General features: G+C 34.5%; 10 protein-coding genes. All 10 read right to left on the bottom strand.

Annotated features, from left to right (window positions below):
- Window positions 1-4: 4 nt before the first annotated feature.
- Window positions 5-1027, bottom strand: coding sequence for a PD-(D/E)XK motif protein (locus ACFRAK_RS23865; protein ID WP_394572643.1), 1023 nt, complete (start codon window positions 1025-1027; stop codon window positions 5-7).
- Window positions 1020-3839 (bottom strand): Z1 domain-containing protein, encoded by a 2820-nt coding sequence (locus ACFRAK_RS23860; RefSeq protein WP_394572641.1) that lies wholly within the window; start codon window positions 3837-3839, stop codon window positions 1020-1022. Before ACFRAK_RS23860 ends, ACFRAK_RS23865 begins: the two co-directional genes overlap by 8 nt.
- Window positions 3840-3851: 12 nt before the next feature.
- Complete coding sequence (locus tag ACFRAK_RS23855) at window positions 3852-5339, bottom strand: ATP-binding protein (RefSeq protein ID WP_394572639.1); 1488 nt, start codon at window positions 5337-5339, stop codon at window positions 3852-3854.
- A 503-nt stretch (window positions 5340-5842) separates the two neighbouring features.
- Window positions 5843-7006: a DNA cytosine methyltransferase gene (locus ACFRAK_RS23850; protein ID WP_394572637.1), complete on the bottom strand. Its 1164-nt coding sequence runs from the start codon at window positions 7004-7006 to the stop codon at window positions 5843-5845.
- 284 nt (window positions 7007-7290) lie between these two features.
- A complete protein-coding gene (locus ACFRAK_RS23845; RefSeq protein ID WP_283898373.1) occupies window positions 7291-9285 on the bottom strand; it encodes a Z1 domain-containing protein in 1995 nt (664 codons plus the stop codon).
- An 18-nt stretch (window positions 9286-9303) separates the two neighbouring features.
- Window positions 9304-10245: a restriction endonuclease PLD domain-containing protein gene (locus ACFRAK_RS23840; RefSeq protein WP_394572636.1), complete on the bottom strand. Its 942-nt coding sequence runs from the start codon at window positions 10243-10245 to the stop codon at window positions 9304-9306.
- A gap of 555 nt (window positions 10246-10800) precedes the next feature.
- Window positions 10801-11028 (bottom strand): Rossmann-fold NAD(P)-binding domain-containing protein, encoded by a 228-nt coding sequence (locus ACFRAK_RS23835; RefSeq protein WP_394572635.1) that lies wholly within the window; start codon window positions 11026-11028, stop codon window positions 10801-10803.
- Between the two features lie 277 nt (window positions 11029-11305).
- Window positions 11306-12067, bottom strand: a complete 762-nt coding sequence (locus tag ACFRAK_RS23830; protein WP_394572634.1) for a hypothetical protein — start codon at window positions 12065-12067, stop codon at window positions 11306-11308.
- Window positions 12057-12905, bottom strand: coding sequence for a hypothetical protein (locus tag ACFRAK_RS23825; protein ID WP_394572633.1), 849 nt, complete (start codon window positions 12903-12905; stop codon window positions 12057-12059). The genes ACFRAK_RS23830 and ACFRAK_RS23825 overlap by 11 nt, the downstream gene beginning before the upstream one ends.
- 1 nt (window position 12906) lies before the next feature.
- A complete protein-coding gene (locus ACFRAK_RS23820) occupies window positions 12907-14826 on the bottom strand; it encodes a hypothetical protein (protein ID WP_394572632.1) in 1920 nt (639 codons plus the stop codon).
- Window positions 14827-15075 lie beyond the last annotated feature (249 nt).

Raw genomic sequence — 15075 nt, 5'->3', positions numbered from 1 at the left:
ATTATCATACCTCAATTTTTCCCAGTAATCGATTTATTCCCAGCTTGAAATCCGCACACTGATCCAATGCTAAGGAGTATTCAATTTTAAATACTGCACTTGGCAGTTCACTTGATTTGATTATTGGAAATTGTTCTGTAATTTCATAAACCAATGTATCACGCACTATAAAGAAATCTAGTAAGCTGTTGTCCAGCAGGTCCACAATTATGCCTATGTTCATAAGTTTTTGCTTAAACAATGTTTTTACATCATCTAAAAGAAGGCTTTCAATATCTTCAATAAGCATCTTAATTGTTTTTCCTAGCTGAATATCTACCTCCAGCATGAAACAACATAGATATAATTGATAATCATCCGGCTTTTTCAATTGTGTATCACTCGATACACGTACAGAATATGGCTTTTGCTGAGTTGACGTTTTAATTTCAATAAATTTTTGTTTATATTGAAAATCTTTTTTAGCATAATCGATTCCATACCAGCCGTTTAAAATTTGAATTTGCTGACTTTCTTCCCTTTCGATTAAAAGGTGCTTCAAAAAAAGCAGTTCGCCAAACAATCCTTGTAATATTTGCTTGGAAATTGGATTCCCTTCTATTTTATGAAAGAAATCTTCCCATTTCCTTAACACTATTCTAATTTTATCAAAAATTCGCGAAAGGACCATTTCGGTTTGGACTGATTTGCAAATGTCTTCAAAAATATGAATTATGATCTCATCATTAATATTCGCAAACTTTTTATTTTCTTTGAATATTAAAAACCATCTTTTCTCACCATTCGCGAGAGTATTCACATGTTTTTCCTGTACAATCGATAATCCGTTCCATTTGGGAAAGCGATCATACTCCGTACGTTCTATTGGTAATTTGATAGGGATAATTACGCATCGCTTATGATCTGCGTCTAAACCTGCGAGAACACTGGTTACACCCAAATCAAGCACTTCCTGAATTAAATATGCTTCATCTAGCTCTCTTTCCAGAGAAGCTAGATGGTCAAAAATCTTCTTTAATTCATACATACTCTGCACCTGCATCTTTTTCAATTACAATTGACTCGTTAATTACATAATCAACTTCAGCTTCTTCAGATGAAGTTTCAGGTGTTAAAATCGCAAAGGCGAATGGCTTGCTTTTATTAGCATATGTGAGATCACCGACTAATTTGCTGACACCATTAATTTCATTATTAAAAGGATATAGTATAAGCAACGCATCTGTTGGCTTACGCAAAGCCCGGATCTTTAAAGCTGTTGTCCCTTTTGCTTTCTTTTCAACCTCGTCTCTCCCCTTTATCTCCTTTGCTTGTTCAGCCATTTTCTGAGAGAAATCGAAAAACACATGGTCTCCTGAAATAAGAGTTTTAAGAGATGTTAAATGATTATGAATTTTATCTTCTATCCCTGTCCGTTTAATACCTCTTTGAAGAGAAATACTACTTGTAAATACCTCTTCTTCACCGCCTGTATTAATTAATACAACCGTCCAATTTGTAAGTTCTCCTACTTCACTTAAGCTTTTTACATACCTCCCGATATACTTGCTGTCTGCCCTTGTTGCACTTGATACAGTCTGATACTGCTCTAAGAAATCAATTATTGGCTGAGCTTCGACGCCCGTCCAGAAATAGTGGCTAGAGTTTAGTTTTGCAATTCGCATATCTATTTGCGGATTCATTTCATACTTTTCATTAACCTGTTCGATTAATGCACGCGCAGCTGAATAGTTTTGCTTATAGAATTGTTCATCATCAATTGGAAATACTGTCGTTTGAACCAACTCATTGCTGTAATTTACCTTCATTTGTTTTGCTGAGCGCATTTTATTCTGACTTGTGATCAGCAAGTTCGGGTGGGAACGCACGCGCAATAAAAACTCTTTCGGTTCTGCTTTAATTTCAGCCATATAATCAAGCTGCGCCCTTAGATCATCTGTTGCTTCTGCTACGTACTGGAACCAGCCGACAAGGTCTTTCGTAGTATATAAACGGCACACATCTAAAAAGTTTTGGCGGAATCCAAACCATCTGCCCATTTGCATAAGTGTGTCATACATTTTACTAGCCCTTAAATAATAACTTACTGTCAGTCCTTCAAGCGTTAACCCTCTTGAAAGTTTATCGCCGCCGATAGCGATGACATTTAACCCTTTGTCTTCGTAATCAGCGTACTCCAAAACATCCGCACTATTTCCATTAATACTCATGACCGAAATAGATTTGATAGCACCTAAAATTAAAGGATTAATTTCGGACCATTCCGCAGTAAAGTAATCATCGAATTGGTCCGGAAACATTTTTTGAATCGCATTTAATTTTTGTGCATTATACTCATCTTCAAATTGCTTTTTAATTCCTTTATAATGCTCGCCTCGTCCTTGACCATTTTCGACGTCTTCTAAAATCTCCTTTCGCATAGCGCTAACTAGTACTTTGATTTTCTCCTGAACGTCTTTAAATCGAGTAACATGTATCAGCATAGAGTTATGCATTTTTTCCTGCCCGCGATGACGGCGAAGTGCAATCGATAAAATAAAAGAATACATTGCTTTTTTAAGTGTGTCCGGAATTTTAACAGGTTCAAATGTTTTTTTATGCGGATAAGGTGCAAAATTTTCATCATAATTAATCTCTCTAACAAAGGGTAATTTGCCCGTATCCCCGTCTGTTTTCAAAAAGTATTCTGCAGGTCCCACATAGTTAAATGCTTTTGGCAAGTTAACTATAAAATCTTGAGGAAATAAATCCTGTCCATGCATTTCTGTTACAGCATCTTGATTAATCAATACATTCGCAAACGGTGTGGCAGTATACCCCAAATAAGCACGCTGACTGAACGTTTTGTAGATTTGACGTATATAGCTATTAATAGCTTTCGGATCATACTCTTCTAGAATTTCACCGTTTTCATCATATATATTTGATGTATCAATTGAAGCTTGATCTGCCTCATCATCAATAATGAGAATTGGTACATCATGTATAATCTTATATCCCCTTTTCCCTTCACTGTCTTCCTCTGATACATATAATGCCTGTGGACTCCTCTGACAGGCTTTCAACAATTTCTCTAACACAGTTTTATTTTTCTTAATAACCATAATCTGTTTATTGAATGTTAGGGCTCTTGTAGATTGAAAATCCCCCTGTTCAGTACGGTCAGTGGGTGAATCAACTTCTAAGATGTAGTGGCCTGGCAGTGTACCTACACCAATACGGTTTTCTTTGTTTTGCGAGGTATGCTTAACACTATTTTCATAACCCAGTACTTCAGCATCTAAGCGCATTTGTGTTTGTGTACGCAAATCATTATGCATCCCTGCTAAAACAATAATTAATTTATATCCAGCATCAAAAGCTTTGTTAATTAGTCCTGTAAAATGGGCAGTTTTCCCTGATTGTACGTAACCAAAAGCCAATCCTCGGCGGTCAAAAGAGCGACCTTTTTCCATAGGATCTTCTAAAAGCTCTAAAATTGTATCAGTAGAATCATCCAGCTTGTTTACAACATCCAAAGCCCAATTTTTCTTTTGTAACAAGTATTTCCGGTATCGATTCCAATAATTGAATTCAATGTGTTCCTTCTTTTCTTTGTACCAAGCTTTATGGTTCACATCATCTTTGTTTGCTAATAAAGCTCCACTTTGAGCACTTGGTTTTAAACTTGTAATCAACTCATCGATAGCACGCTGTTTATCTGTCTCAGTTAATGATACAAACATCGGAAGAGCAATCGCTTGTTCAACAGCTGGCGGCACAACTATATTTGGTTGTACTCCGTCATTTAATGGCTTTTCGATCATTCTTAACACTATATCTTTTAGAACGTCAATCATTTGTAGCCCTCCTTACCAGTTTTCTACAATGAATTTCTTTAACTCTTTAGGATCAATGCTACTAAACGTTTCAAAAGACAAAATATGCTGGATTATTATGTCTTGATTATTTTCTGTAGTATCTTTAAGCAACTGTGTAATTTGAAGCACATTTTGCTGCTGTTCCTTATCAAGCTCGATATACTTTTCTTCCGCTTTTGTAGGATAGGCGAACAAGTTGCCAGGGCTATATTCTTCAAGAAGTAAAAAATAGTAATCTAATTTATTGTTCAGTTTTTCATCAAGTTCTTTTCTAATTTCTCTCAGAAGAGTATGTTTCTTGTTAATCCGGAAATGAACACCTGAGTTTTTGGATACTTGCTCCCATAAATATTCATCTTGATAAAGCTGTAATGTTGATCTTCCTCCAACACCTGTCACGGTACGGCGGTAATAAACTTCATGTGATAATCTTCGTGCTTCTGCACCAATTTTCTCCAATATAGCTTTCATCTCGGACGGCGGCGTTGCTTTAGACTTCTTGATATCAATATTCCATTCAAAATCAGCATCATTTTGTATATCGATCTCGATACGGGCTAAATTGGCGCTATCTTCTCGGTTGAATAAACCCAGCCAGCCGCCGCTGATCAGCATCCGTTTGTTGCGATAAATATAAAATCCTTGCTGAGCGCTCCAGCCTTTTGGCCCGCCTGCCTGCTCATACTCCTGTTCTGTTAATTTGGAAAAGTGGGGCAAGATAGAAATACGTACACTTACAGGGCTGTCATAGATCATATATTGATCCACAGGTCTGATTAGAGTGGCAAAAGATTTATTAAAAAATGGATCCCAGCCCTCAACTAAATTTCCATTTAAAGATATGTAAATCTTTTTATCAATCCTGCTCAAATAACGATGAAAAATCATCCCTAGATGACTTCTTACTTTGCCAATCTTATTGAAGAAACTTTTTTGTTTGGCCGTTGAAAAGGGCTCCTTCACTACTCTGTCTAATTGTTCAATCAAAACAACTGTACCTGACTCCGTCTCTATATCCCCTAATCTTTCAATAGATACTTCATCCCGAGGGAACAAAAATATCTCCCATTTATTCTCTTTTGCAATATAATCTAAATCCCAGCATCTAATATTGGTTGTTTGGTTTTTTTTGGTTAAGACAGTCAACCTTTTTCCGAGTGAGAAAGAAGCTGTTTTTAACCCCATCCCGAAGCGCCCAAGCTCACTCTTGTTGCGATTCGATTGAGGATTTTTAGATCCTAATTTCATAGCTGCAGTTAATGATTCCCTGTCCATTCCTGACCCATCATCTACTATACGGATAAAGCTTCCATCTTCATCCCAATTCATTGTAATATCAATATTTTTGCACCCTGCATCAATGCTGTTATCTACAATATCAGCAATTGCTGTCTCTAAATCATATCCAATTGATCGCAGTGACCCTATTAGTGGAGCTGCACTTGGAATTGAAATCTCTGTATCTTCTATCTTAGTCATACTATCACTTCCTGAAAAATACTAATTATTTATAATTGTAATACATGTAGAATCTCATTTTTATCAGGCATATAATACAACTAGCTATAAAGGTCGATCAGCTTTTTCAATGTATTTTTTACATTGAAGTATATCAAGACTGTCTGATATGTTGCCATCTACTCTAGATATTAAGAGGACGATACCTTAATATTTGTATAAGCATTTAGGAAAAAGAACTGAGGCAGTTTTTGCTGCTATATAAATCTCTGCGTTATTTATAAAAAATAGAATATGAATCTAACATTTGCAATACTATTTTACACCAATAAAGTTTCGAATCATCTAAATCTAAAAAATTATTTCCTTGTATATAGATAAAGTTAACTCTTACTTCCGATTATGAGTCTTTCGCCGTGAAAACTAGGGGCTAATAATCGATTTAGTCAGAAAGGTTAACACCATTTTTCCTTTAATCTTTAAAAATAAAACTCCTCCTATTAGGAAGAGTTTTATTAAGGTAACTAATTCATTTTATTAAACATTAATTGACCGTTTTCGGTTTCAATTATTTTTGCAGTTCTTTTCTTCTTATCACGTGCTTTTTCTATACTCAACAAATCTTTCCATTTCGGTTCAATCCAAGAGTAATCTATACCAGCAAAACTTTTTAAAATAGCTTCGACAATAACTTTAGCCCCTTCAGGGGGCACCGCCATACCAATCTGTCTTCTTGCATCCTCTTTTTTTCCTTCAAACACAAACCAATCAGGAAAAGTTTGTAATCTTGCACGTTCCCTATTTGTTAAAGCCCTCGGTTCTGAGTAGTGATACATATGTGTACCACCACCACCTGATCCAGTGACAGTATATGCTGGTAGTTCTGGATTTAAACGCTTATATATATTAGAAAGTCTAGCCCCTTTAACGTTCAAACGTAAATCTTCAGGTATATCCTCACTCCATGCATTTTTTCCAGGCTTAATATATTTTAACATCCTAACAACTTTCTCTTTATGTGTAGTTCTTTCATTGTTTTTAGCATCTAATGGAATCGGAGGGTTTTCCAAAGTTTCCTTAGAACTTTTCCATTCCTCTTTACTTGGAGTGGTTGGTGCCGGGACTCTAAAAGTCACATCTAAATCCTTGCGTATTCCTACAATAATAACTCTATGTCTTGCCTGTGGAACTCCATATTCCTCAAACTTATACAGATGTGGAGTAAGTACATATCCTGTCTCAGATAATTCGCTAAGAATTTGAAGAAAAGCACTACCATCATTGGAACTCTGCAATCCACTTACATTTTCAGCAATAAACCAATCTGGTTGGTGATATCGTAATACCTTAACGCCATATGAATAAAGCGGACCATATTTACCTTCCAAACCGCGAGATTCCCCTACAGTACTAAAGTCATTACAAGGAAATCCAAAAGCAAATGCGTTTATCTTTGGTAAGGCCTCAATATCTAATTCCCTAACATCTTGACAAATTACACTATGAGGATCATCACTTTCAGACAAAATATTACTTCGAAATGTTTCACATGTTGATGGATGATTATCGTTAGCCCACCCATGAACAACTTCAAATACCTCACCACTGCCTGTAGTGAATTTTGCCATTTTAGCTCCTAAAGATAATCCACCAGGACCGCAGAACAATTCTCCTTTAATAAATTTCATGTTGAACACCTCTTGTTCGTTCATTATTTGTATATACAGTATAACTCATGAACCGAACATATGCAGCTATTTCGAACTACTTAATCCAATTGCACAACTTTTATAAAAGGGAATGGATTCAGCAGTATGAGTTAGATGTTGAATTTAAAATATCCTAGCTAAGGTTAACATACATGAAGCCCAACAAGAAAGTCATTTAATTTAAATAACGTTTAATTGTAACATATTACCAAATAATTTTTAAAATTTTTTTTAAATGTTAACTCCTTTTAACACCGCAAAAATTAGTTCTCCGATGTTATATCCACTGTAGAAAACATGAAATACGTTTTACCATCGGGGAATCTTAAATTAGGGACCCACAAAGGCTTGTTATTCCAACCATTCTCCTCCTTACCATTATATTTATAAATGGTTAAGGTAGGACCAGCTCCATTAAATAATGTGTTATCATCTGGAGAAAGCATTGATCTGGATCCTTTCGTGATATCCCTACCAGTACGGACAGCAATGTAGCCTTGATTATTATACATTTCTTTCATGTTTTTTAAACAAGCTATAATTGCCTCGTCATCCCAGCTTCCTCCTTCAGTCTTTTCTGATTTTGTTAGATTTAGAATCTCTATTAGGTCCTGAATTTTAACTAACGTCAAATCTTTTTTGTTCTCATACGGTTTAAGGACATCATCTAGAATTTCAACATGACTCTCCATAGGATATCTAGGAAAATATCTTTTTCCTGGCATATAGAAAAGTATTGAGTCAACATAAAGGACATTGGATCTTGTTGGGCGTAGTATCGATTGACTGGTTCTCGAGAGGACAAGAGCTTGTAAATCATCTGGGTTTGATTTTTCTATGACATCTCTTAATCGTTTCTCCGAAGAATATACTTCCTTAAATACATCCCATATTGTATTGGTTGTAAAGAATCTTGATACTCCAAGATCACTTTTACGATAACCATACATCCTTGCATGCTGTAATATTGTATCTAATTTCGGTGCCTGGCTTGTGCGGCCATAATATGTTACTAGCAACCTTTTTATAGTTACTCCCCGCCCCAGCTTATTTCCACCAATTAAAATGTTAAACGGAGATTTATAGTTTGGTCGTTTAAAATGACTCCCAGAAATAAGTAATTGTGATTGTGTACTTGTAATGTTTTCAGCTACTTCCTCAACTATCTCTATAAATGAAGGTAGATTTTCATTTGTTTGACTCAGATCTAGATACGCTTCATGTAGATAACCATATACAATTTCCCTCTCGGGCATATCATCTTCATGAAGAGCTAAAGTAAGTTTTGTAATAAATCCATTGATTATTGTTTCTAGCCGTTTATGGTCATCTTGTTTATGACTAACGTGACATAAAAAAGTATAGTTTGTTCCTTCACCTTCACAGATTTTTAATGCTGCTCCAATAAAGAACGTACATAAGGCTTGTCTTAATCCAGTCGGGATGGCTAACCCATTGTGTATATTTTCGTAGTTTTCTCCATTCATTAGGGATTCTATTTCTGTATCTTGAAATAATCTCATTGTGTGGGAGTTCTCCTCAAAAAACGATTCTCCCCCCACATAGCCTTTACCGGGCTTGAAAATTATAGTGAAATCTGGTCTAAATGTCGTATTAGCTCCTTGTAAAAATAAAGCCTGTGGTGTTGCGGTCACTTGTATGAAAACATGTCTTTCAAAATAATTTCTTATATCAACTATGTCTCCATTTATTCTGCTTAATTCATCTTTATCACTATTTGCTAAAGTATTTAAACTAGCTTGGTCTGCCTCGTCATCGAAAATTATTGCTCTTAGATTATTAGAGATGTGCTGTTCAATAAATTCCTTCATTTTTGGTAGTATCCTACTATTTTTAGTTGCAACTAGTACAACCCCAGTATGTTTTAAGGCAGTCTCTACTCTGCTAGTCATAGAATCCACATTCCATGAATCTTTTCCTAATGTTAATAAACCAGGAAGCGATTCTTGAACACGTTCTAATGTTTGTTCATATAGCCACAAGTTATCAGAAGTTAAAACTACAAATAAACGATGGCCATTATCAGAAGCTTTAGCTATTGTCATTAACATATTATTTGTTTTGCCACTCTGCACTTGTCCAAACAACAGACCCTGCCCATTTCCGTCAGATACTAAGCCAATTTTCTCATTTATTTGTTCGGCTGTATCAATAATTTGATTGATTCCTTCTTCGTCAATTTCGTCTCTTAGAACTCTTGCAAGCTTATTAACCCTACTTTTCACTTGTTTTAACATTATTTACCCTCCTGATTTTTAGCTAAAATCCATAAAATATGTCTCATCATTTAATTTATATACTGTAACGTAATTCCTCCCATAATCATCCAGGTGTTTTATAGTTACAAACTCTCCTAAAGGCACGCCTAATCTATTTCTAAAATACTTACCTAGAATACTATTATCATGACAAGTCTCTAGTGCTTTATTATTTTCTTGGGCCATCACACAAACAAAGTTTTCTCCATCATCGGTTAACAGGGTAAATTCTTCTTTATTTTTTGGGAAGAAACCTGGATTAGCATTATGTAACTTCTTTGATACAGGAATATAAGCTTGATTACGTTCCCTACCAGGCCTCTGTCCCCAATTCAATCCTCCAGTAGTATGTATTTTACGGGGGTTATCTACTGTAGTTAACAGTAAATCTACACATGGCTTGGTGTTTCTTACAACTTGTGCAACTGCTGATGTATCAATACTTGTAGTATGTCTAACTTGATAGGTAAAGTTTATTAATTCCTCAATAGAAGAAGTTTTAAAACTCAACAGGTTTTCAATAGGAAAGGCAGTCAAAGCTTCTGCTGGTTCAACCGAGGCCATAGTCTCCTGATAATTTACAAACCCATTCCTAGTAAAATTTGCAGATCCTATAAAAGCTAAGGGTTCATCAAGAATACCATTTGCTTCCCAATACAATACCTTAGAATGTATTGGTTTATCCCCCATATAATATTTCACTTCTAAACGTTTTGTACTATCAGCCATTTTTATATATTCATTATGCTCCCAAATTGTAATGGGATCATATTTTATCATACCAATAATAAGTTCAATTTCTATATTTTCCAATGCATATAATATGTGATGAACAAAGGTGGGAGAAGCATATCCGGAAAGGATTCTGAGCTTCCGTTTTCCTTCAATATAAGGATTGATTATTAAAGATTGGTGTAAATTCTCTATAACTATGGACATGTTTTTCCCTCCAAAAATATCTATGTAATATTTTTACACATACTTCTCCCTGAATATTCATCGAATGAAAATAAAATAGGTTCGTCTGTGTAGACATGTGATAATGAAAGAGTAATGTGTAATCATTAACAATTACTAATTCATAAATAATTGTTAATATTGAAACAATATATAAAGTAATGAAAATTTTCATGGTTAATTCAAATGAAAGAAACCATTTTATATAAGTACCATTATATATTATATTTGAAATTTTCACCTTTATTTGTAAACTATTACTTATTGCAACTGGTACAGATTCTTTCACTTTTTACATGGCGAGTATCTCCATCAATTAAAATGACTATAAAAAATTTAACAGAAACGATCTAAATTAGAATTCACTTTTTTCAAAATTGATTATTTCTTTTGACGTTCTAATTTAAGTAACATTGATTGGAAGGGCTAGTAGATTTCAAATCAATTAATAAAAAAAGAGCATGATTTAAATTGAAATCATGCTCTTTTCCGATCTTTTCGTACTCATTTTAGTATATGGGAAGATCTAACTTATTATTAGATACCACCTGTAACATCAATTTCTTCACCTGTGATGGATGCTGCTCCTATTGAAGTTAAGAATACGTCTATTGCATCAATTTTTGATGGTTCGAGTATTTGTTTTTGATCCATCGCTTTTCTAAGGTGGTAGTTTAGCATCTCCTCTATTGTTGTTCTATCTTTTCCTGCTAGTACTGGTCCAGGCATATTCGTTTTGCATATGGTACCATTCTGTTTGGTCAATAAAAAGGTTCCTTTTAAATTTACGTCATTAACAAGATCATATTTCTACATGAGAGGTCTTCACTGGAGAGATTAATTACAGTCCTGCTTTATTACTAATACATCTACCGTGCCTCTGCCAGCTGTCAAGGCAGCCTTTACGATTAGTTCGTCTTCTTCGTTATCCTTTGAAGTCTTTTACATTGCCTAATTTTTTGGCGACACATATAAGTGCTTTTTCCATTATAAATAGTCTAAGAAAATCGAAAATCACTTGGCTTCTCTAGGAATTCTTATTTTAAACTGTTGCCTGTAACGACGAAATGTCATAATAGTAGCCTAAATATGTTAAGAAGAACTCTTTTAAATCTTCCTTTTCAATCATGGGTGACATAATGACCGGATAGCTTTTATTAAATTCGAAAATGACACGTCGGCCAACACGCTCATCTTTTCCTAGATCATCACGCCCGATAATTTTCGACTTCATCACTTTTGAGACATTCAGTTCGTCAATAATGTCTAAAATATTCAATAAGAAACGATCATTGCGGAAAATTTCATATTTAATAATGTAGTTGTACATATCTAAATTATCAATTAACAACTCGTAATAACGTATACGCTCCGCTTTATCTGACACCGCATCGTTAATATATTGAGCACCAAGGACACATTTATAAATATAGCTTTCCCAGTTAAAATCCTTTAAAACTATATTGTTAAAATGATTGATGCCATCTGCAATTTGTGGGTATTGCTCTAGCAAGTTATCCCGCTTCTTTACAGTGAGTAAGGAATGCCAAAATACCTCTTCAAAGTGAAGATCACGATCGGTTTTTAAATAGGTACGCGACAGTACATCAAACGCTTCCAGGAACAATTCTTTTCGATCTTTTTCGGTTCGTTGTGCCAAGTAAATCGGGAAATCAGGCGCTTCGTCTATATAGACAACATCCCCCGAAAAATAATCGTCTTTATACTTAATTTGATCGTCTAAAAAATCCTTGTAAAACTGTTCGTTGTTTTTATATCCTTTTTTAAGCAGTCTAATTTCCATTTGAACTTAGCCCCTTCACAGCAGCAGTAAACTTCTCTATGATTCTATCCGAAATGGCATAAATGACTTCGTCAATCGTATCAATTCTTATTTCATTAATCATCTTTTTCTTCATTAAATTATACAATTTGAAGTCCAATGGATCTATTGGTGTTTCGAGTTGCTCTAGATCTACTTCTCCGTCATCTCCGTTAATTTCGATAAACCTTTGAAGCGCCTTTTGAAGTCCCATATAAATATATGGATTATTTAATGTATTACTCATTGGCAAATGATTAAACTGCAACTGTTCATTTTTAAAATGAATAATAATTGTTTCACTGCCAAGTTCAATTTTGACATCACTTAATAAATTCGGATCTACTTTCTTCTCAAATAATTCTAATGGTTTTTCGTAACTTCCTTCAAATATCTCAATGTTTGAGAATCCTAAAATTGAATGCTTTGGTACAACGATGTTATCTTTATAATATTGGTAAATGCCGCTTAGATCATCATTGTCTTTAAAATTTATATCCGTTTTCGATTGAAGGTGTAACTGGATAGATGTTCGTTTGCTGACAGAAATACGTGACTTTGGAATTTCAATGAACGTGTCCTGCGGACTTAGTTTATAGAACTTATTGTCCTTTGATTGAATAACTAAAATAAGCTGTGCTTTTCCTTTTTCTAGTAATAGATTCATAAACTCCGAAGAGATATCATATTGTATGTCAAAACGATAATTACTTACATTTTCCTGTAATTGGACATCTAAAGTAAATTGACTGCTTTCATAACTTGTTGATGTATTTGTTAATAATGGATATGGGAAGTTTGCGTCCTTTTTATAAATCATGTTACACCTCTACATAGTAAACAAATTTCAAAGCTTTATTGAAATTGTTTTTTAACTCTAATTGAAGTTTAGATACACCTTCCATGATGGCAACATCTTTAATGATATTGTTTTCAACTTTACAAACCTTACCGGTAGTGCCATCAATAACACGGCTGTAATTTTCATGAAGATTAAATTCATCCGTATACTCTACTCCCATACCATCAATAATTGATAATGAAATATTACATGAGTGCTCTTTATTTATTTCTTTACTTTCTTTAAAATCAAAATGGACCATTTCATTATTCCCAATTATTAAACGCTCAACGATATCTGGGTGCGTAATGTATTTATCACGTTCTGGTTCTTGAGCGCTTTCATTTTCTACAGTTAGTTGGCGATTCACTCTCTTTACGTAATTTATCTTTTTTCGTGTTTCGCCAGGTTTTGTAGCACTTTTTGATTTTTTCTTCTTTTTTGGAACATCTGTTGTCATTTTCACAAGTGACTTACCTTTATTGATCTTAACGGTTGCAATTGAGTCTGATAAATCCCGTTTAAACTGGTTTTCCACAACATACAAAATATCCTTTGTATTCATCAGCCCATCTGTTGGGTTATTTTTCTTGATTGCTTCTTCGATAATGCTAGAAATTTCACGAGATAGGTTGTTTATAAATTTTTTCGCACGCTTTTGAAGCTTCGGATCTTTAATATGCTCATAGGAAAGCTCTGTATGTGATTCGTTTTCTAATGATTTTAAGTAACCATCCTCTGCTGCGCCCCCGATTAATACTGCATTGAATGGCTTATTCACATTCCCTTTTATTTTCTTGTCTTCTATTTTCATACCAATCGTTCGGACAATTGCCATCCGGCCTTTAGGAATTGCTTCATCATAACGGAAATAAAGATTGAACTGATAATCATTCATACCATCTGATACATTTAATGATCTTGGCTCTTGGTTTAAATACGTACCTACATATAAAGGTGTAAATTCATTCTTCATTTCTCCTATTTCTTGCACAAAATAATCTGGATTCTCTACATAATCCTTAATCGTTTTAGACGTAATATTTTTGTCATTGACTACAACTTCTAGCTTTTGTTGAAGGATCGAAATAAAGAAGCTATCGCAAACACTCTTAATAATTTCTTTTTCATTGTTGTACTCATCACGCAGGTAGGGAATAACAATTTTTAAACCACGCGTTTTCTTCTCGAATACTTTGTGGAACGTATTATCAAATGGATAGAACTTCGTTTTTTTATCACCAAGGATCTCAATATCTGTGAAATAGCCAGATGAGCGATAACTTTGGTCATGGTACGTATGCTCGATCAGCTGTACTGTACCACCAAGGTGCTGGTTCCCTTCTGCATCGCAATTGGCAAAGTACATAAGGTTTAAATCAGATGCTGCATTAGAAGCAATTTTCCCAACTCCGTGAGAGCCACCGCGTGACGTTTCTACTGATTCATCCTCTTCTTCTGAGTGAACCCCCTTGTTGTAAGCATAAATCGCCCACGTATCTTCCTTTGATTCACTTTGACCATTTATGGCACCCTTTAGACCTCGCGTATTGAAATCTTCGAAAGAAATATACCCCACTTCATCTTGATCCATTTTATTACGCATATGTCCAATCGCTTCTTTTGTATAACTGTTGCGTCCTTTTAGACATGAAATACGCTCAATAACTTCATCAATACCCGGGATGTCTTCTTTTTTTATCGTACCTGTATTAATAGTTAAAATAACGGGTCTATCAAAATCAAGAAGGCGCCCGTCTAGTGCATTTTGTGTATTTTCACGTGTTAAGCCCGGAATCCTTAAATTAAAAAATTTCTCTAAAACTTTATTAAAGTTCGACTCCTCAATATTTGGGATCTTTGAAAACTGCCATAACTGTTTTATATTTACCGGATTCATAGCTTGCTCCCCTACTTATTTATTCTTTCATATTTTTTAAATTTACTTTTTAAAATTCAGATTTCCGCTTCAAACGTATTAATAATGACTATTACGTGTTTATCTTTTTATAGTCATTATAGTTCCAATTTACTATTTAAAATTAACCGAAGCTTCTAAATATTCTTATTCATAGGCATTACGCCTAACTTTTCAAACTTCTCTCATTATTTCACAAATCTGCCTTCGTTCTTTTTTACTATATTATAG

It is taken from the genome of Peribacillus sp. NPDC056705, from assembly GCF_043656335.1.
Note: the sequence above shows the minus strand (reverse complement) of the source record. Positions and strands in the feature narration are given on the sequence as shown.